This window comes from Roseovarius maritimus, assembly GCF_043355895.2.
Lineage (GTDB): Bacteria > Pseudomonadota > Alphaproteobacteria > Rhodobacterales > Rhodobacteraceae > Roseovarius > Roseovarius maritimus.
Genome location: NZ_JBHFPF020000005.1, coordinates 101,637 through 119,355 on the forward strand (window position 1 = coordinate 101,637; position 17,719 = coordinate 119,355).

The window sequence follows — 17,719 nt, forward strand, 5'->3', positions numbered from 1 at the left end:
GAGAAAGATGCAAAGAGGATGATCCATGCGCCCTTCCGGTAGAGAGTTAAGCGAGATGCGCGCCGTTTCAATCGAAACGGGCGTCACAAAACATGCCGAAGGGTCCTGCATGATCCGCATCGGCGACACGCATGTGCTGTGCACCGCCAGCATCGAGGACCGCGTGCCGCCTTTCATCAAGGGCTCGGGCCTCGGTTGGGTCACTGCAGAATATGGTATGTTGCCCCGCTCCACCACCTCCCGCATGCGGCGTGAGGCGACGGCCGGCAAGCAGGGCGGGCGCACGGTGGAAATCCAGCGCCTCATAGGGCGCAGCCTGCGCGCTGGTGTCGACCGCGTGGCGCTGGGCGAGCGCCAGATTACCGTGGATTGCGATGTGATCCAAGCCGATGGCGGAACGCGCTGCGCCTCCATCACTGGTGGCTGGGTCGCGCTGAAGCTGGCGGTGAACAAGCTAATGAAAACTGGCGCTGTCGTCTCGGACCCGCTGACCGATCCCGTCGCCGCCGTCTCTTGCGGTCTTTATGCCGGGCAGGCCGTTCTGGATCTGGACTATCCCGAGGATAGCGAGGCGGGTGTGGATGGAAACTTCATCATGACGCAGTCAGGCAAGCTGATCGAAGTGCAGATGTCCGCCGAGGGCGCTACCTATAATCGCGATCAGATGAACCAGTTGATGGATCTGGCGGAAAAAGGCGTGGCCGAGCTTGCCTCTGCGCAATTGGCGGCGGTCGATGCGTAAGCTGACGGGCGATACCCTGCTGGTCGCCACGCATAACGCGGGCAAGCTGGCCGAGATCGCCGACCTTCTGGCGCCCTATGGCATCAAGGTGGCCGGCGCGGCCGAGCGGAACCTCCCCGAGCCGGACGAGACCGAGACGACATTCGTCGGCAATGCGCGGATCAAGGCGCATGCCGCCGCGCAGGCTACCGGACTGCCTTCTCTCTCGGACGATTCCGGGATCGAGATTGATGCTTTGGACGGCGCACCTGGTGTCTACACCGCCGATTGGGCCGAAACGCCGACCGGCCGCGATTTCATCATGGCCATGACCAAGGCGCATGAGCGGCTGATCGCCAGCGGCGCCCCTGCCCCGTGGACCGCGAGATTCTGCTGTACATTAGTCATTGCCTGGCCGGACGGGCATGACGAGGTTTTTCCCGGCACAGTCGAGGGCCAGGTGACTTGGCCGATGCGCGGCGCGCAAGGCCATGGCTACGATCCGATCTTCCAGCCTGATGGCCATGATATCACTTTCGCTCAGATGGACCCGGCTGAGAAAAATCGCATCAGCCACCGTGCTGATGCGTTTCGGCAGTTGGTAAAGGGCTGCCTTGACTGAGGATTGGCGCCAGGGCGGCTTCGGCCTTTACCTACACTGGCCCTTCTGCGCGGCCAAATGTCCCTATTGCGACTTCAATAGCCATGTCAGCAATTCTATCGACCAGGACGCCTGGTGCACGGCATTTCTGCGCGAAATCGACCGATATGCCGAGATAACGCAGAGCCGTGTGCTCAACTCCGTCTTCTTCGGTGGCGGCACGCCCAGCTTGATGCCACCTGATACGGTCCACGCCATTCTGGACCGCGTGCGGCAGCACTGGACCTTTGCCAATGACATTGAAATCACGCTGGAGGCAAATCCCGGCTCGGTCGAAGCGACCCGGTTTGCGGGCTATGCCGACGCGGGCGTGAACCGCGTTTCTATGGGCATTCAGGCCTTGAACGACTCAGATCTGCGTCGCTTGGGCCGGATCCACACCGCCTTCGAGGCGCAAGCCGCGTTCGATGTCGCCCGGGCCCAATTCGATCGTGTCAGCTTTGATCTGATCTATGCGCGACAGAATCAAACACTGACGGCGTGGCGGCAAGAACTGTCGACCGCGCTCAGCATGGCAGTAGATCATCTGTCCCTTTATCAACTGACCATTGAGCCCGGCACCGCGTTCGGCGCGCGCTTCGATGCAGGAGGACTGAAGGGGCTTCCGGCCGATGACGTGGCCGTCGACATGTATGAGGCGACGCAGGACCTGTGTGGTGCCGCCGGTATGCAGGCCTACGAGGTCTCAAACCACGCCCGCCCGGGTGCAGAATCCCGGCACAATCTGATTTACTGGCAAGGCGGTGACTATATCGGAATTGGCCCCGGCGCACATGGAAGGCTCACCCTGAACGGGACGCGCTGGGCCACGGAGGCCTATTCCCATCCGGACGCCTGGATGCAACGCGCTGCTATCGAACAAACAGAGAAGCCGCGGCAGTCGCTTACCGCGAAGGATCAGGCAGGCGAATACTTGATGATGGGCCTCCGAGTAGCAGACGGCATCGATCTGCTGCGTTATGCCAATCTGGCCGGCGCGCCGCTGAACCAAGGAAAAATTGACTACCTCACCCAACTTGGGATGGTGCAGCAATCGGGTAACCGTCTGGCGACCACGCCTCAAGGCCGCGTCGTGCTCAACGCGGTGATTACCGAACTTCTGCCCGATTAGACCCTATTTTCCGGTCGAAAGGATGCGGCACAGCTCATCAAGCTCATCCAGCGTCTTGTAGCTTATCGAGATCGCGCCACCCTCTGATCCCGCCTTGTGATCTACCGAAACTTTCATACCCAGATTTGCCGAAAGATCATCCTCCAGCGCGCGGGTATCCGCATCCTTCGAGCCAGCGATGCGGGACTTCCGCGGCGGCGCTCCCGCATCATCCCGCGAAGGCTCAGCCGCCTTGCGCACCAGCTTTTCGGTATCGCGGACCGACAGATCACCGGAAATCACCTTCTTGGCCAGCCCAACAGGATCCTTTGCGGTGATAAGCGTGCGCGCATGGCCGGCCGACAGCTTTCCTTCAGTCACAAATTCCTGAACGATTTCAGGAAGTTGCATGAGCCTAATAGTATTCGCGATATGGCTCCTGCTTTTCCCAAGTGCCTCGGCAAGTTTTTCCTGCGTGTGGCCGAATTTACTCATCAACTGGACATAGCCAGCCGCCTCTTCCACCGGGTTGAGGTCCGCGCGCTGAATGTTCTCGATGATTGCAATTTCGAGAACTTCGGTATCATCGAAGTCACGGATGATGACCGGAATCTGATGCAGCCCGGCCTTCTGCGCCGCCCGCCAGCGCCGCTCTCCGGCAACGATCTCAAAACCGCCGTCCTTGCGCCGAACGATCAACGGCTGAATGATGCCCTTCTCCTTGATCGAGTTGGACAGATCATCCAGCAGCTCGGCGTCAAAACGCCGTCTCGGCTGGTCCGGGTTCGCGGCGACCTGCTCGATCGGCACCATCATGTCAGGCTGACGTGGCGCCGCGCGGTCCGCTTCATCCCGATCATTCACATCAGCCATCAAGGCGGACAATCCCCGCCCCAGCCCACGCTGCCTTTGAACCTTGTCAGCCATCTTCTATCCTTCCGTCAGGCCGCGACAAGCGCCTGATTTTGCATCAATTCCTTGGCAAGCGCCCGGTAAGCGTCGGCGCCGCGCGACTGCGGATCATAGTCGAGAACCGACATTGAATAAGATGGCGCCTCACTCAGCCGAACATTGCGCGGTATCAGTGTCTTGAAGACCAGATCCCCCAGATTGTCCCGCGCATCTTTCTCGACCTGGCCGGAAAGGTTGTTGCGCGCGTCGAACATCGTCAGGACTACGCCCTCAATCCGCAGTTTCGGGTTAGCGGATTGGCGGACCTCGCGAATGGTCAGCATCAACTGTGACAGACCTTCCAGAGCGAAAAATTCGCTTTGCAAGGGGACCAGGACGGAGTGCGCGGCCACCATAGCATTGACCGTCAGAAGATTGAGCGACGGCGGACAGTCGATGAGAACGTAATCCAGATCATAACGATCCATTGCCGTCTGCCGTAGTGCGTCATGCAACAAAAAACTGCGTTTTTCATTAGATATCAGCTCGATATCAGCCGAGCTAAGGTCAACGGTTGCCGGAATGATCGTTAGATTTTCCGAGCGCGTCGGCTGAACTACTTGCCCAAGATCAATGTCTTCAAGGAGGAGTTCATAAGTTGTGAATTCGCGATCTTCAATATCAATCCCCAATCCCGTCGACGCGTTCCCCTGAGGATCAAGATCGACAATTAGCACCTTTTTGCCGCCCTCAGCGAGCGCCGCCCCAAGGTTGATGGTTGTCGTTGTCTTGCCAACGCCACCTTTTTGGTTGGCGACGGCGATAATACGCGGCCCATGCGGACGGGTGGGATCAGACACGGGACACTCCTTTGATTTTTAGGATCACGGCGTCGGCCGCGAGATCACTTCTAACCGGTTCAAAATCGAATTTCCACAGGCTTTTCGCTGCCTCAACCTCCTGACGCCAACGAACTCCCTTAGGAAAAATCGCCGTTCCGCCCCGCCGCAAATGTCGCTCAGTAAATCCAAGGAGGCTAGTCAGATCTGCCAAAGCACGCGCTGACACGATATCCGCCTCCTGCGGATCAAGCTCCTCGATTCGCTGCGTTAAAACATGCGCATTGGCCCCAGTCTTGCGAAGGGCAGCGCGAAGGAAAGCGCATTTACGCGCGTCACTTTCAATCAGGGTGACCTTGTGCGCGTCTGTGTGTTCACCTGCAAGGATAGCCACGACGACACCAGGAAAGCCGCCCCCCGAGCCAAGGTCGACCCAATGCCGCCAATCATTAGAAGCGGCATTGTAAACCTGAACGGAGTCAAGGATATGGCGATCCCAGAGGTTTTCAGCACTTTCCTTTGAAACCAAGTTTATTTTGGTGGTCCACTTTTTGGCGAGCCTTTCGAAAGCCCGCAATTTCTCGATTGTTTCACGTGAAACATTTAAGAACTCTGATGTCATCCAATGCTGACTTTCGAACTCGACCGCAAGCGAGTCAAAAGCAACGTCAAAGCCGCCGGCGTCATCCCGTCAATCCGCGCTGCATGGGCTAAATTTGAGGGGCGGACCTGCGCGAGCTTGGCCTTCAACTCGTTGGACAGCCCACCCAAATCGCTGTAATCGAAGTCACTCGGAATCACGTGCGCTTCATCGCGCTGAACCAGCGCGATATCGCGCTCCTGCCGTGCGATATAATTCGAATAGAGCGCATCTTTCGAGAGTTGCTCTGATATTTCTACAGGTATCTTGCTCAGAGAGCCGTCCAACTGGACGATATGAGCGAAGTGCACGTTTGGAAACGCGAGGATTTGAAAGCCGGTGCGCTTTGTACCGTCCTGATTCACTTTCAGTCCGATATCCGCGAGCTGCCGGGGTGTAAACTGGCGACTTTCCAGTTGAGAGCGCGCGGAAGCCAGTTCCTCTGCCTTTTTTTCAAAGGCATTTCGGCGGTTTCTTTCCACGCACCCCAGCTCAATGCCACGAGGAGTCAGCCGCTGATCAGCGTTATCCGCTCGCAGAGACAGCCTGAATTCTGCGCGCGAGGTGAACATCCGATACGGTTCGCTCACCCCCCGGGTGATAAGGTCGTCCACCATCACACCTATATATGAACTGGCCCGGCTAAAAATCTCGGCTGGTCGACCTTGGCACGCCAACGCTGCATTGATACCCGCAACCAGCCCTTGCGCCGCAGCTTCTTCGTAGCCGGTGGTACCGTTTATTTGGCCGGCCAAATACAGGCCGGGGACGTCGCGCAGCGCCAATGATCCATCAAGCGCGCGAGGATCAATATAGTCGTATTCGATGGCATATCCAGGCTGAACGATCTCGGCACCCTCCAGACCCTTAATTGACCGCACATACTCGAGCTGCACGTCTTGGGGCAATGAAGTAGAAATACCGTTAGGGTAAATCGTATCACTGGTCAGGCTTTCTGGTTCAAGAAAGATCTGATGCGACGCTTTATCCGCAAACCTTAAAATTTTGTCCTCGATAGACGGACAGTAGCGCGGGCCGACGCCGTCTATATGACCGCCATACATGGCTGATCTGGTCAGGTTTTCTCGAATAATCTCATGTGTTTGCTCATTCGTGTGGGTAATGCCGCAAGAGATCTGCCGAGCCTGAGGTTTCTTCGAAAGAAAGGAAAACAAGACTGGGCTGTCGTCGCCCGGCTGTTTTTCAAGCTCGCCCCAAGCGATGGTGTTTGCATTGAGCCGAGGAGGTGTTCCAGTCTTGAGGCGGCCCATACGAAGTCCAAACCCGTCGATGCGCTCAGCCAGTTTGACCGAAGGTCTGTTCCCCATACGGCCACCGGGTCGCGACACGTCTCCGATATGGATAACGCCCCTTAAAAAAGTTCCTGTGGTCAGAACAACGGCCTGTGCTGAAATCTCAGACCCATCCGCAAGCACAACCCCGGTTACGGTGCTGCCGCGCATCAGAAAGTCCGCCGCCTCGCCCTCGAGTATGTCCAAGTTCGGCTGACTCTCCAGCGCAGCTCGCATCTCGGCTCGGTAAATGGTGCGATCCGCCTGCGCACGAGGTCCCTGAACGGCTGGTCCCTTCCTTCGATTCAACAAGCGAAACTGAATTCCGGCCGCGTCCGCAACGCGCCCCATCACTCCGTCCAAGGCATCAATTTCGCGAACGAGGTGACCCTTTCCCAACCCGCCAATCGCTGGATTACACGACATGACGCCCAGATCATCGCGGGATAGCGTAACGAGAGCCGTTCGGACTCCCATTCGCGCCGCGGCATGCGCCGCGTCGGCTCCGGCATGGCCGCCGCCGATGACCAGAACGTCAAAATCGCAATGTTTCACGTGAAACACTCCTTACTTGCCCAGGCAAAAGCTCGCGAAAATCTCATCAAGTATGCTTTCGATATCAACACGTCCTACCAGAGAATCAAGCGCCCGAACAGCGCTTCGCAGCTCTTCTGCCGCAAGGTCGGCGGTATCCTCTCCGCCGTGCAGAAACCTCAGAGCGTCTTGCAAAACCATCGCCCCACGCTGCATCGCTGCTCGGTGACGGGCGCGGGTCGCGACTCCAGCATTGGCCGCGCGCTGGCTCAGCGTCTGTCCAATTCTCGAAACCAGTTCATCAACGCCATGGCCGGTTTTACCAGAGATCCCAGGATGCGTCCCTTTCTGCGTGTCCCCTTTAGCGATCAGAAGAATGTCGCCTTCGATGAAACCATCAAGTTCAGCCTGTCCGGGCTCAGTCAGAAAAACTCTGAGATCCGCTGTAGACGCCCGCCGGCGCGCGAGATCTACGCCAAGCGCCTCAATCTTGTCTTCCGTCTCGCGGATCCCCGCCGTGTCCAGAAGGGTGACCGGCAGGCCGGAAAGGTCCATCCGGACTTCGATAACATCACGCGTAGTTCCGGCAATATCCGATGTGATCGCGGCATCGCGGCCCGCAAGAGCGTTCAACAACGTGGATTTTCCAACATTCGGCGCACCTACGATTGCGACCTCGAAACCGTTCCGGATGCGTTCGCTTACGTGGGTTCCGGAAATTTCGCGCTCCAGATCCGCAACCACGCCGATAATCAACTGCTCGACCTCGGGCGATACGTCAACCGGGACGTCTTCATCCGCGAAATCAATGGTCGCTTCAATCAGTGCCGCGGCCCTGATCAAATCGCGGCGCCACCTCTCTGCTCTAGCGCCCAGATCGCCGGACAGAACTCGCAACGCCTGCTTGCGCTGCGCTTCGGTTTCAGCGTCTATCAGATCGGCTAGCCCCTCGATCTGCGCAACGTCCAAGCAACCATTGTCCAACGCGCGCCGGGTGAACTCACCGGGTTCCGCAACCCGCAGACCATTCATCGCCGCCAGCGCGTCCATGACTGCGGAAACGACCGCGATACTTCCATGTACCTGAAATTCAACGGAGTCCTCACCGGTGAAGCTGGCCCCAGCGCCAAAGGTCAGAACCAGCGCTTGATCCAAGGCCTGGCCGTCCCCGCCCCGCAATGTCCGTAAAGACGCATGTCGAGCGGGAGGGACATCGCCGCAAAGCGCTTTGCAAGCCGGATGCGCCTGCGGACCAGAGACGCGGATGACAGACACCCCCGCCTTGCCCTGCGCCGAGGACATTGCGTAGATCGTATCCATGTCTGCCTCCTTTGGCAGCAATCCAGACGGATTATCAGGTGTTCATAGAGTCGAAGAATTCGGCGTTGTTCTTGGTCTGCTTCAACTTTGAGATCAGGAACTCGATCGCATCGGTCGTGCCCATCGGGTTCAGGATGCGGCGCAGAACGAATGTCTTTTGCAGGTCCAGTTTGTCGACCAGCAGATCTTCCTTCCGTGTGCCGGACTTCAGGATGTCGATCGCCGGGAACACGCGCTTATCCGCAATCTTACGATCAAGCACCAGTTCGGAGTTACCGGTGCCCTTGAATTCCTCAAAGATCACCTCGTCCATCCGGCTGCCGGTATCGATCAACGCAGTCGAGATGATGGTGAGCGATCCGCCCTCTTCAATATTCCGCGCCGCTCCGAAAAACCGCTTGGGGCGCTGAAGTGCGTTGGCGTCAACACCGCCGGTCAGAACCTTGCCGGAGGACGGCACGACAGTGTTGTATGCCCTACCAAGTCTTGTGATCGAATCCAAAAGGATTACCACATCTCGTTTGTGTTCAACCAGGCGCTTGGCCTTCTCGATGACCATTTCACTGACGGCAACATGACGCGTCGCAGGTTCGTCGAAGGTCGAGCTGACGACCTCCCCCTTGACCGAGCGCTGCATGTCGGTGACTTCCTCGGGCCGCTCGTCGATAAGCAGAACGATCAGGTAGCACTCGGGATGGTTGCGCTCGATGCTGGCCGCAATGTTTTGCAGGATCACCGTCTTACCCGTGCGCGGCGGCGCCACGATCAGCGACCGCTGGCCTTTGCCGATAGGCGCAACGAGGTCGATAATCCGGGCCGACCGGTCTTTGATCGTCGGATCGTCGATTTCCAGCGTCAGGCGCTCATCCGGATAGAGCGGCGTCAGGTTGTCGAAGGCGATCTTGTGGCGTGCGCGCTCGGGATCCTCGAAGTTGATCCGGGTGACACTGGTCAACGCAAAATACCGCTCGGTATCATCGGGCTGCTTCATCTCTCCCTCGATCGTGTCGCCAGTGCGCAGCGCATAGCGGCGGATCATATCGGGCGAGACATAAATGTCGTCAGGGCCCGGCAAATAGTTCGCCTCGGGCGAGCGCAGGAAGCCGAAACCGTCCTGCAGCACCTCAAGCACACCATCACCAAAGACCAACCAGCCATCTTCCGCGCGTTCTTTCAGGATCGAGAACATCATCTCGCCTTTGCGCATCGTCGAGGCGTTTTCAATCTCCAGCTCTTCAGCCATCGCCAAGAGATCCTTGGCAGTATGCGCCTTGAGGTCGAAAAGGTTCAGGCGGTCATCGGACATTGGCATACCTCTTGCGCGCTGGTGGCGCGGGTCAGATCGAATTGGCATTTGAAAAAGGCGTATCCCGGACGGGAGGCCCTGTTGCCTCATACGCCGCGGCCGGCCGTTAGTCAATCGCAGGCTAGAATTTCAACACGACCGAGAACACGATCACGAGCAGCGCGATCGTCGGCACTTCGTTCATGATGCGAAAGCTACGACCACTGACAGAGGAGGTGCCGCTGACAAACTCCCGCCGCCTGAGGCCCAGCCAGTGATGAAACCACGTCATTCCCAGAACGCCCGCCGCCTTGGTCCACGGCCAGATCGAGCCCCAATCGACAATGCCCGGCGTCATCAGCAGCAGCAGACCGAAGAGCCAGGTCGAGATCATTGCCGGGTTCATGATGGCATGCAGCAGCTTGCGCTCCATCACCTGGAATATCTCATCACGGCTGTCCCCAGGCTTCGAGGCCTCGGCATGGTAGACAAAAAGCCGTGGAAGGTAGAACAGCCCCGCCATCCAGGCGATGACCGAAACGATATGAAGTGCCTTTGTCCAGGGATAGAGGCCGGCAAGCAAGTCTATCATGTCATGTCCCGTCCATCGCTGAGCCACCCTTACAATAATAAATAAGAAATATAGAAAAGGATGATGATTAAGTAGGCATGCGCCCTGCCTGTGGATTACCGCGCTATCCACAGAAATGGCAACAGCCGCACCGCTTATGGACAGCGTTGTGGAAAACTGTCGCAGTCAGACGGTCGCGCCATATTTGCGTTGGAAATCGCCGTGCTCGATCTGCTCAATCGGTTCTCGCTCCTGTGGATCAATCCATGCCTGCCTGATTCCTCCCGCCCCGGATTCCATACAATCCACCACGGGATGGAAGGGATGGGCCGCCGTGAAAGATGCGGGTTTTCCCCGGCCCGGTGGCGTCTCGGGCGAAATGGGGATATCTGTGGCACATGCTCCGCCACTTGTTCCTCGGGTTTTCCACATGAGCACGCGCATCATCTTGGCCTCGCAATCCGCCATTCGTCGCAGTTTGCTGGAAAACGCCGGTATTCCGTGTGAAGCCATGCCTGCGCGCGTCGATGAGGATGCGGTGAAATCCGCGCTTTTGGCCGAGGGCGCGCCGCCGCGTGACGTGGCCGATGCACTGGCCGAGATGAAAGCGCGCAAGATCGGCGAGCGGCACAAGGACGCGCTGGTGATCGGCTGCGATCAGGTCCTGGCGTTCGATGGCGATCTGCTGTCCAAACCGAAAAGCCCCGAGGAGGCCCGTGATCAACTGACGCGGCTTCGCGGTAAGACCCATCGCCTGATTTCGGCAGCCGTGATCTGTGAGGGGGGCCGACCCCAATGGCGTCATGTCGGTGTTGTGCAGATGCAGATGCGTGATGTATCGGGTAGGTATCTGGACGACTACATCGCGCGCAACTGGGAAAGTATCCGTCACTCGGTTGGCGCCTATAAACTGGAAGAAGAAGGCGTGCGACTGTTTCAACGCATCACAGGCGATCATTTCCATGTCCTCGGCCTGCCCTTGTTGGAGCTGATCGGCTACCTCGCCACTCGCGGAGAGATTGAGACATGAGCGAACCCGGTATCCCCCTCGCCGGCGTGATCGGCACCCCGATCGCCCATTCACGCTCGCCCAAGATCCACCAGCACTGGCTGAAGACGCGCGGGATTGCCGGGCATTACATTCCGATGAATGTCGCCGCCGATGATCTGGAAGTAGTCTTGCGTACCTTGCCGAAGGCAGGGTTTGTAGGGGTCAACGTGACGATCCCGCACAAGGAGAAAGTCTTGCAGATTGCGGATCTGGTCACCGACCGCGCCACGCTGATAGGGGCTGCGAATACCCTGATTTTCCGAAAGGACGGGAAAATCCACGCCGACAATACCGACGGCTATGGCTTCATCAAGAATCTTCAAAGTGCGCCCTGCGGCTGGGACGCCCGATCAGGTCCGACCGCCGTCTTTGGAGCGGGTGGCGCCTCGCGGGCGGTCATCGCTTCACTTCTCGATGCGGGGGTACCCGAGATCCTGCTTTCCAACCGCACCCGCGTGAGAGCTGACGCGCTTGCGCAGGAGTTCGGGAAACGGGTTCACGTGTTCGACTGGGTTCAGGCGGGCAATATGTTGGACCATGCGGCGACGGTAGTGAACACCACGTCGCTGGGAATGGTGGGCAACCCGCCGCTGCGGGTGCCGCTCGACGGTCTGCAAAAAGGTGCGGTTGTCACGGATCTGGTCTACGCGCCGCTGCAGACCAAGCTTCTGGAGGTGGCCAGCCAGATGGGTTGCCATACCGTCGATGGGCTTGGAATGCTTCTGCATCAGGCCGTGCCTGGGTTCGAGAGGTGGTTTGGCGAGCGCCCCGAGGTCGATAGCGCAACGCGCGCCGCTGCTTTGCGATGAGGTATATACTGGGTCTTACCGGCTCCATCGGGATGGGCAAGTCGACGACCACGCGCATGTTCGCCGATCTTGGCTGTGCCGTCTGGGATGCGGATGCCGCGGTGCATCGCCTCTACGCCCCGGGCGGCGGAGCGGTGGACGAAATCGCGGCGCAATTCCCGGACGCGATCAAGAACGGCGCGGTGTCGCGCGACGCCCTCAAACGGATCATCGCCGAGGAAGAGACCGCGTTGGCCCGTGTAGAGGCCATTGTGCACCCCTTGGTCGCCGCCGACCGCGAGACGTTTTTGGTCAATGCAGAGACTGATATCGTCGTTCTGGACATTCCTCTGCTCTTTGAGGGCGGGTATGACGCAAAGGTGGATGGCACGGTCTGCGTCACCGCACCGCCCGAGGTTCAGCGCGCCCGTGTTCTGGAACGTGGGACCATGAGTGAGGCGCAGTTCAAGGCCCTTCTAGCCAAGCAGATGTCCGATGCGGAAAAAAGGGCGCGCGCGACCTGGGTGATCGAGACTGATACGCTTGAACACGCCAAGGCACAGGTACAGGCTGTGGTGGACGCGATCAGACAGGAGAAATCGAATGCGTGAAATCGTGCTGGACACAGAAACGACCGGATTCGAGCCTGATCAGGGGGACCGCATCGTCGAGATCGGCGGGGTCGAGCTGCTCAACCACATGCCGACCGGCCGGACCTACCACCAATATATTGACCCCAAGCGCGCGATGCCCGAGGATGCCTTCAAGGTGCACGGGCTAGGCGATGATTTTCTGCGGGGCAAGCCTGTCTTTGCCGAGATTGCGGATGCCTTTCTGGAATTCGTGGGCGATGCCAAGCTGGTCATTCACAACGCCGCCTTCGACATGAAATTCCTGAATGCTGAGCTGCGGTGGCTGAACAAGCGGCAACTGCCTTGGGAACAGGCCATCGACACACTGGCCATCGCGCGGAAGAAATTCCCCGGCTCGCCTGCGTCGCTGGATGCGCTTTGCCGCCGCTTCAATATCGACAATGGCGCCCGCACGCTGCACGGCGCGCTTTTGGACTCCGAGATCCTAGCCGAAGTTTATCTGGAACTGATCGGCGGTCGCCAGCCGGGCCTGATCCTGGGTCAGACTCAGAGCCAAACTAGCGGAATGGAGACGCAAAGCAGCTGGCGCCCGGCCCCAAGGCCGACGCCCCTGCCCGCGCGGCTGACCGAAGCAGAGGCCGCCGCGCATGAGGCGTTTATCGAAACGCTTGGGGACGCGCCGCTCTGGCGCAGGACGTCTTAGGCGGTGCCGCTGGGCTGGTTCTGCTGCTCGGCTTGGCGGCGCGCGATTTCATTGCGATAGATCGCTACGAAATCGATGTTTTCCATGTTCAGCGGCGGGAAGCCACCGTCGCGCGTGACGTCCGACACGATGCGGCGGAAGAATGGAAACATGATGCGCGGGCATTCGATCATCAGGAAGGGGTGCAGCTGCTCTTCCGGCACGTTCTCGACATGGAAAACGCCTGCATATTCCAGCTCCAGCAGGAACAGATCGTCCTCGGTGCCCTTGTTCTTCGAATTGATCTTCAACTTTGCGATCACTTCGTACTGGTGCTCGGCGGCGCGCTTCTTGGCGTCCAGATTGACGCTGACGGTGACGTCGGGCTGAACCTCACCGCCCGAGCCGCGCTGGGCCAGGATATTCTCAAAGGACAGGTCCCGCACGAATTGCGTGAGGACATGCATCTTGATCTGCGGTTGCTCGGTGCCAGCGGCACCATTTTCCTGCTCGGCCATCGGTCTCTCCTGAATATCTGTTCGGAAAAATGGTCTAGCAGGTCGGGGTCAGCGGCTCAATCCCTGGTCCAGCCGGATGGGCCGCGTGGCGCGCTGTCCGGATCGACCTCGACATATTCGCCCTCGATCGTACTCGGCCCCTGTGTCCGCGGCCCAGGTTGCGGCCCGGTCGAGAAGGTCTGAACCTTGACCCGCTTGCGCAGGTATTCGAATGCAGCGCGCCGGAAGGGCGGCGTCAACAGGGCAAACCCGACCGCGTCGGTGAAAAATCCGGGCGTCAGCAGCAAGACACCCGCGATCAGGATCATCGCCCCATGAGCCAGCGGCTCGGTCGGATCGGTCTGCCGCGAGAAGGATCCGCGAAGCTCGCTCAAGGCCAGCGCGCCTTGCGTTCTCACCAGCCAGGTTCCCAAGATCGCGGTCAGCACGACGATGGCCAGCGTCGGCCACAACCCGATCAGTCCCCCTACCTGGATGAAGAGGGCAATTTCAACGATCGGAACGATCATGAACGCAAAGAGTAGCCACATGGCAGAATGTCCTTCGGGTTTGCTGCGCGCCAAGGTGGACTTGGCCCGCCTCGACCCCTACATAAGAACGCAAGTAAACGAATTTCAACGTATTGCCCTGATGAGGTGCTCATGAACTCGCCCATTCTGCAGCTTTTGGTGCTTGCGGGCATCGCTGTTTTCCTGATCCTGAGGCTGAAAAGCGTTCTGGGCACGCGCGACGGTCACGAGCCGTCGCCCGAGGCGCGCCCTGTTTCGACGCAGCGCACGCATAATTTGGAGGTGATCGAGGGCGGGCCTGACCGCGATATCATCGACCATGTGCCCGAAGACAGCGAGACCGCAGCCGCCCTTGCCGAGATGAAACGCGCCGAGCCGTCCTTTGGTGTGGCCGATTTCCTCGGCGGCGCGCGCGGCGCCTATGAAATGATCCTGATGGCCTTCGAGCGCGGCGAAATGGAGGAGGTGCGCGACTTCCTGTCCGAGGATGTCTACGATTCCTTTGCCGAGGTGGTCGCCATCCGCGAGGAGAAGGTCCTGACGATAGAGGCCGAATTCATCGGCATTCGCGACATGTCGCTTTCCAGTGCCAGTTTTGAAGATGGCGTTGCTGACATCACCGTCAAATTCGTCGGCGAGCTTGTGTCGGTCGTGAAGGATGCCGAGGGTAAGGTCATCGAGGGCGAGCCGGGTAAATCCAAGCGTCAGAAGGACGTCTGGACATTCGAGCGCATGATGGGCGTCGACGATCCCAACTGGCGGCTCGTCGCGACGGGCGAATGATCAAGGCGGCGCTCGTCGCAGCTGCGCTTGCGATGGCCCTTGGCGGCACCGCAGCGCAGGCCGAGGTACGCTACGATATTCTCAGCTTTGAAGATCTGGATGGGTGGGAGCGTGACGATCACGCTGCCGCCCTTCGCGTTTTCAATGATACCTGCGCCGACATGACGGATGTCGACTGGCGCGCGCTGTGCGCATTGGCGCAAAATGGTCCCGGCGCACGGGATTTTTTTGAGCTGTTTTTTCGCCCCGTCCTGATCACCGAAGGACGCCCTGCCCTGTTCACGGGGTATTTCGAGCCTGAACTGAGCGGCTCCCTTCGGCGAAGCGAGCGGTTTCGCTACCCGATCTACCGCCAGCCACCCGAGTCGCGCGCCGCCAGCATCTGGCTCAGCCGCCGCGAGATCGAAACCGGCGAAACGATGCAGAACCGGGGGCTCGAAATTGCTTGGGTCGATGACCCGGTCGAGCTGTTCTTCCTGCAAATTCAAGGCTCTGGTCGGATCAAACTGACAGACGGGCGCATGATCCGCGTAGGCTATGGCGGCTCGAACGGGCATGATTATCGCTCGATCGGGGCCGAGATGGTGCGGCGCGGAATCTATGAGGTCCATCAGGTCTCAGCCGAGGTGATCAAGAATTGGGTGCGCCGCAATCCCGAGGACGGGGCCGAGCTGCTGCTGCACAACCCATCCTACGTCTTTTTCCGACGAATTGATGATCTGCGCCCCGAGCTCGGGCCTCGGGGTGCGATGAACCGGTCGATCACAACAGGCCGATCCGTGGCGATTGACCCCAAATTCGTGCCGTTGGGGGCACCTGTCTGGATCGAAAAGGACGGTGCCGATCCGGTGCGCCGCCTGATGATCGCACAGGACACCGGCTCGGCCATCAAGGGGGCGCAGCGCGCTGATATTTTCATGGGGACGGGCGACGCGGCAGGCCGCGCGGCGGGACAGCTCCGCGATCCGGGCCGGATGCTGGTCCTCATGCCGATCCAGCGCGCCTATGCGCTGGCACCGGATGCCATCTGATGTCCCGCCGGCGTCTGAAACCTGACGAGCTGGACCTGTGGCGGCAGGTGGCGCGCACTGCCGAGGCGCTGCATCCCGCGCAGCCCCGGCCAAAGGCGCCGCCCAAGGCAGCCGCGCCCAAGCCTGAGCCGGAGCGGCCTGCCCCCGCCCCTGTCCAGCACTTCAAACTGGGTCAAAAATCCGCCCGTAGCGGGCACGCGCATGACGTCCTGCCCGCACTTGCGGACCGGCTGAAATCACAGCCCGTGGCGATGGATCATAAGGCCTATGGGAGGCTAAAGCGCGGCAAGCTGGCACCTGAGGCGCGCATCGACCTGCATGGCATGACGGCAGACCGGGCGCATGGCGCGCTGCGCGGCTTCATCTTGCGTGCGCATGGTCAGGGCAAGCGCCTTGTTCTCGTCATCACCGGCAAGGGGCGGCGCAGCGATGAAGACGGCCCGATCCCCGTCCGCCACGGCGTGTTGCGTCACAATGTGCCTCATTGGCTGAGCGTGCCGCCGCTGGCCGGCCTGGTGCTTCAGGTGACGAACGCGCATAACCGTCATGGCGGCGGCGGTGCCTATTACGTCTATTTACGCAGGCCCCGGTAGCAGTCCCTTGGCCCGGCCAACGCCGATCATCATCAGCAAGGTCGAGATGACAAAGAAGAAAGCGATCCACCAGAACTGCGCCTCAATCCCTAGCCCAAGGTCGATGCCCACACCCGACACACCCGGCCCGATGGCCGAGCCCAGCACCATGACGGCCGCCGCCATCGCCTTGATCGACCCGATGTGCCGCGTGCCGTAGAACTCCGCCCAGAAGGCCGAAGGTAGCGTGTTGTTGAACCCGGTGTTCAAGCCCAGAAAGAAAAAGCCCGCCAGCATGCCCCAGCTACCCTCTGCCATGGCAAACAGGGCGAAGGCCGCGACCATCGGCACCTGCATCCAGGGGATCAGGCGCGGCGTGCCGACCCGGTCCAGCGCCCAGCCGCTGAGGATCATCGCGCCGATACTGACGGCGGTGTAGAAGGGAAACATCGCCACCAGCTCGACATGGGACATCGCCTTGATCTCGGCGATGTGGACCTGGTGAAAGAAAAAGGCGGTGTTGAAGGCCGAAGGGCCCAGCAGCGCGGGGATCATGAACCAGAACAGCCAGTGCTGGAACGTCTGATTGCGGGTCCAGTGCCGCGCCTCCATCCCGAGGCTCTGCCCGCTTTCGGCATGGCTTTGCGGTGTCCGCTCTTGTCGCAGCAAAAGAAGCAGAATGGGCGCGCCCATCACCGCGATGCCCGCGGCGATGAGCCAAAGGAAGTGCCAGTCCATCACCAGCATCAACGCGACGAAGGTCACCGGCAGCACCGCCTCGCCCAGCGAAAAGCCCAGCTTGGCCACCGAGAGCGCCCGGCCTCGCGCTGCGATGAACCAGCGGGCCATTGCGACCACGGCGATATGGCTGCTCATCCCCTGCCCGGTAAAGCGCAGCGCAAAGATGATGACAGGCAAGAGCCACCAGACCGGGTTGAGCGCCATTGCGGCGCAAGCGAGCGCCAGCCCGCCAAAAATGACCGCCCCGATGACGCGCACGCGAAACACATCCGTCAGCCCGCCCGCCCAGACCATCAGAACGGCAGAAACCGTCGTGCCAAGCGAATAAATTCCGCCCCATTCCCCGTGGCTCAACCCGAAAGCCGCACGGATTTCCCCGGCAAAGATCGAGATGAAGAATGTCTGACCGAAGCTGCTGAGGAAGGTCAGCAGCACCCCGGCAGCGAGCCAGCGGGCGTTATCACGCAGGAAGATGAGCGTTTGCATCCGCCTTAGGTGGCGCGAAAGCGCTCAGAAGGAAAGCGTGAAACGGCTGCAGGGCACAATGAAGGACTGTCATTGCGCCCTGCACCGTCGGAATCTGGGTATTTGACCCCAAGAAAAAACC

The 17,719-nt window shown here is 59.7% G+C and carries 20 protein-coding genes; 10 read left to right on the forward strand and 10 right to left on the reverse strand.

Features of this window, described 5'->3' with window-relative positions; genetic code table 11:
• Positions 1 to 25 precede the first annotated feature (25 nt).
• Genes rph through hemW form a run of 3 tightly spaced genes read left to right on the forward strand, consistent with a single transcriptional unit; the run spans position 26 to position 2,493 of the window.
• A complete protein-coding gene (gene rph / locus ACEWPM_RS11360) occupies positions 26 to 742 on the forward strand; it encodes a ribonuclease PH (protein ID WP_393962342.1) in 717 nt (238 codons plus the stop codon).
• Positions 735 to 1,343, forward strand: a complete 609-nt coding sequence (rdgB, locus tag ACEWPM_RS11365; RefSeq protein ID WP_393962341.1) for an RdgB/HAM1 family non-canonical purine NTP pyrophosphatase — start codon at positions 735 to 737, stop codon at positions 1,341 to 1,343. The genes rph and rdgB overlap by 8 nt, the downstream gene beginning before the upstream one ends.
• On the forward strand, positions 1,336 to 2,493 hold the full coding sequence (gene hemW / locus ACEWPM_RS11370) for a radical SAM family heme chaperone HemW (protein ID WP_393962340.1): 1,158 nt from the start codon (positions 1,336 to 1,338) through the stop codon (positions 2,491 to 2,493). Before rdgB ends, hemW begins: the two co-directional genes overlap by 8 nt.
• A gap of 3 nt (positions 2,494 to 2,496) precedes the next feature.
• Here hemW and ACEWPM_RS11375 read toward each other — a convergent pair whose 3' ends face one another.
• The 7 genes from ACEWPM_RS11375 to ACEWPM_RS11405 form a co-directional block, all read right to left on the reverse strand.
• Positions 2,497 to 3,399 carry a ParB/RepB/Spo0J family partition protein gene (locus ACEWPM_RS11375; protein ID WP_393962339.1) on the reverse strand — a complete coding sequence of 301 codons (903 nt, stop codon included), beginning with the start codon at positions 3,397 to 3,399 and terminating at the stop codon, positions 2,497 to 2,499.
• Between the two features lie 14 nt (positions 3,400 to 3,413).
• Entirely contained in the window at positions 3,414 to 4,223 is an 810-nt protein-coding gene (locus ACEWPM_RS11380; RefSeq protein WP_393962338.1) for a ParA family protein, read from the reverse strand.
• Complete coding sequence (gene rsmG, locus ACEWPM_RS11385; protein ID WP_393962337.1) at positions 4,216 to 4,824, reverse strand: 16S rRNA (guanine(527)-N(7))-methyltransferase RsmG; 609 nt, start codon at positions 4,822 to 4,824, stop codon at positions 4,216 to 4,218. Before rsmG ends, ACEWPM_RS11380 begins: the two co-directional genes overlap by 8 nt.
• Positions 4,821 to 6,698: a tRNA uridine-5-carboxymethylaminomethyl(34) synthesis enzyme MnmG gene (gene mnmG, locus ACEWPM_RS11390; RefSeq protein ID WP_393962336.1), complete on the reverse strand. Its 1,878-nt coding sequence runs from the start codon at positions 6,696 to 6,698 to the stop codon at positions 4,821 to 4,823. Before mnmG ends, rsmG begins: the two co-directional genes overlap by 4 nt.
• A 3-nt stretch (positions 6,699 to 6,701) precedes the next feature.
• Complete coding sequence (gene mnmE, locus ACEWPM_RS11395; RefSeq protein WP_393962335.1) at positions 6,702 to 7,988, reverse strand: tRNA uridine-5-carboxymethylaminomethyl(34) synthesis GTPase MnmE; 1,287 nt, start codon at positions 7,986 to 7,988, stop codon at positions 6,702 to 6,704.
• A gap of 34 nt (positions 7,989 to 8,022) precedes the next feature.
• The gene (rho, locus tag ACEWPM_RS11400) at positions 8,023 to 9,294 is read right to left on the reverse strand and encodes a transcription termination factor Rho (RefSeq protein ID WP_393962334.1); all 1,272 of its coding nucleotides are present in this window, start codon (positions 9,292 to 9,294) and stop codon (positions 8,023 to 8,025) included.
• 121 nt (positions 9,295 to 9,415) lie between these two features.
• Complete coding sequence (locus ACEWPM_RS11405; RefSeq protein WP_393962333.1) at positions 9,416 to 9,865, reverse strand: CopD family protein; 450 nt, start codon at positions 9,863 to 9,865, stop codon at positions 9,416 to 9,418.
• A 409-nt stretch (positions 9,866 to 10,274) separates the two neighbouring features.
• On the opposite strand from ACEWPM_RS11405, the gene ACEWPM_RS11410 reads away from it, so the two are divergent.
• From ACEWPM_RS11410 to dnaQ, 4 genes are read left to right on the forward strand one after another with little or no spacing between them, the layout of a single operon-like run.
• Positions 10,275 to 10,874 carry a Maf family protein gene (locus tag ACEWPM_RS11410; protein ID WP_393962332.1) on the forward strand — a complete coding sequence of 200 codons (600 nt, stop codon included), beginning with the start codon at positions 10,275 to 10,277 and terminating at the stop codon, positions 10,872 to 10,874.
• Positions 10,871 to 11,704 carry a shikimate dehydrogenase gene (locus ACEWPM_RS11415; RefSeq protein WP_393962331.1) on the forward strand — a complete coding sequence of 278 codons (834 nt, stop codon included), beginning with the start codon at positions 10,871 to 10,873 and terminating at the stop codon, positions 11,702 to 11,704. The genes ACEWPM_RS11410 and ACEWPM_RS11415 overlap by 4 nt, the downstream gene beginning before the upstream one ends.
• Positions 11,701 to 12,294 carry a dephospho-CoA kinase gene (gene coaE / locus ACEWPM_RS11420; RefSeq protein ID WP_393962330.1) on the forward strand — a complete coding sequence of 198 codons (594 nt, stop codon included), beginning with the start codon at positions 11,701 to 11,703 and terminating at the stop codon, positions 12,292 to 12,294. The genes ACEWPM_RS11415 and coaE overlap by 4 nt, the downstream gene beginning before the upstream one ends.
• Positions 12,287 to 12,979 carry a DNA polymerase III subunit epsilon gene (gene dnaQ / locus ACEWPM_RS11425; RefSeq protein ID WP_393962329.1) on the forward strand — a complete coding sequence of 231 codons (693 nt, stop codon included), beginning with the start codon at positions 12,287 to 12,289 and terminating at the stop codon, positions 12,977 to 12,979. Before coaE ends, dnaQ begins: the two co-directional genes overlap by 8 nt.
• Here the strand turns inward: dnaQ and secB are convergent.
• On the reverse strand, positions 12,976 to 13,476 hold the full coding sequence (secB, locus tag ACEWPM_RS11430; protein ID WP_393962328.1) for a protein-export chaperone SecB: 501 nt from the start codon (positions 13,474 to 13,476) through the stop codon (positions 12,976 to 12,978). The two genes, dnaQ and secB, sit on opposite strands and share 4 nt — an antisense overlap.
• Positions 13,477 to 13,532: 56 nt before the next feature.
• Positions 13,533 to 14,006 (reverse strand): FxsA family protein, encoded by a 474-nt coding sequence (locus tag ACEWPM_RS11435; protein ID WP_393962327.1) that lies wholly within the window; start codon positions 14,004 to 14,006, stop codon positions 13,533 to 13,535.
• Positions 14,007 to 14,117: 111 nt separating this feature from the next.
• On the opposite strand from ACEWPM_RS11435, the gene ACEWPM_RS11440 reads away from it, so the two are divergent.
• From ACEWPM_RS11440 to ACEWPM_RS11450, 3 genes are read left to right on the forward strand one after another with little or no spacing between them, the layout of a single operon-like run.
• Complete coding sequence (locus ACEWPM_RS11440) at positions 14,118 to 14,768, forward strand: Tim44/TimA family putative adaptor protein (RefSeq protein ID WP_393962326.1); 651 nt, start codon at positions 14,118 to 14,120, stop codon at positions 14,766 to 14,768.
• Positions 14,765 to 15,799, forward strand: coding sequence for a murein transglycosylase A (gene mltA / locus ACEWPM_RS11445; protein WP_393962325.1), 1,035 nt, complete (start codon positions 14,765 to 14,767; stop codon positions 15,797 to 15,799). Before ACEWPM_RS11440 ends, mltA begins: the two co-directional genes overlap by 4 nt.
• Entirely contained in the window at positions 15,799 to 16,392 is a 594-nt protein-coding gene (locus ACEWPM_RS11450) for a Smr/MutS family protein (RefSeq protein WP_393962324.1), read from the forward strand. Before mltA ends, ACEWPM_RS11450 begins: the two co-directional genes overlap by 1 nt.
• Here the strand turns inward: ACEWPM_RS11450 and ACEWPM_RS11455 are convergent.
• Positions 16,375 to 17,598 (reverse strand): MFS transporter, encoded by a 1,224-nt coding sequence (locus tag ACEWPM_RS11455; protein ID WP_393962323.1) that lies wholly within the window; start codon positions 17,596 to 17,598, stop codon positions 16,375 to 16,377. The genes ACEWPM_RS11450 and ACEWPM_RS11455 overlap by 18 nt on opposite strands.
• Positions 17,599 to 17,719 lie beyond the last annotated feature (121 nt).

Coding starts and splice junctions, on each gene's coding strand:
- rph (WP_393962342.1), top strand. CDS start 26: ATGCGCCCTTCCGGTAGAGAGTTAAGCGAGATGCGCGCCGTTTCAATC.
- rdgB (WP_393962341.1), top strand. CDS start 735: ATGCGTAAGCTGACGGGCGATACCCTGCTGGTCGCCACGCATAACGCG.
- ACEWPM_RS11375 (WP_393962339.1), bottom strand. CDS start 3,399: ATGGCTGACAAGGTTCAAAGGCAGCGTGGGCTGGGGCGGGGATTGTCC.
- rsmG (WP_393962337.1), bottom strand. CDS start 4,824: ATGACATCAGAGTTCTTAAATGTTTCACGTGAAACAATCGAGAAATTG.
- mnmE (WP_393962335.1), bottom strand. CDS start 7,988: ATGGATACGATCTACGCAATGTCCTCGGCGCAGGGCAAGGCGGGGGTG.
- rho (WP_393962334.1), bottom strand. CDS start 9,294: ATGTCCGATGACCGCCTGAACCTTTTCGACCTCAAGGCGCATACTGCC.
- ACEWPM_RS11405 (WP_393962333.1), bottom strand. CDS start 9,865: ATGATAGACTTGCTTGCCGGCCTCTATCCCTGGACAAAGGCACTTCAT.
- ACEWPM_RS11410 (WP_393962332.1), top strand. CDS start 10,275: ATGAGCACGCGCATCATCTTGGCCTCGCAATCCGCCATTCGTCGCAGT.
- ACEWPM_RS11415 (WP_393962331.1), top strand. CDS start 10,871: ATGAGCGAACCCGGTATCCCCCTCGCCGGCGTGATCGGCACCCCGATC.
- coaE (WP_393962330.1), top strand. CDS start 11,701: ATGAGGTATATACTGGGTCTTACCGGCTCCATCGGGATGGGCAAGTCG.
- dnaQ (WP_393962329.1), top strand. CDS start 12,287: ATGCGTGAAATCGTGCTGGACACAGAAACGACCGGATTCGAGCCTGAT.
- secB (WP_393962328.1), bottom strand. CDS start 13,476: ATGGCCGAGCAGGAAAATGGTGCCGCTGGCACCGAGCAACCGCAGATC.
- ACEWPM_RS11435 (WP_393962327.1), bottom strand. CDS start 14,006: ATGTGGCTACTCTTTGCGTTCATGATCGTTCCGATCGTTGAAATTGCC.
- ACEWPM_RS11440 (WP_393962326.1), top strand. CDS start 14,118: ATGAACTCGCCCATTCTGCAGCTTTTGGTGCTTGCGGGCATCGCTGTT.
- mltA (WP_393962325.1), top strand. CDS start 14,765: ATGATCAAGGCGGCGCTCGTCGCAGCTGCGCTTGCGATGGCCCTTGGC.
- ACEWPM_RS11450 (WP_393962324.1), top strand. CDS start 15,799: ATGTCCCGCCGGCGTCTGAAACCTGACGAGCTGGACCTGTGGCGGCAG.
- ACEWPM_RS11455 (WP_393962323.1), bottom strand. CDS start 17,598: ATGCAAACGCTCATCTTCCTGCGTGATAACGCCCGCTGGCTCGCTGCC.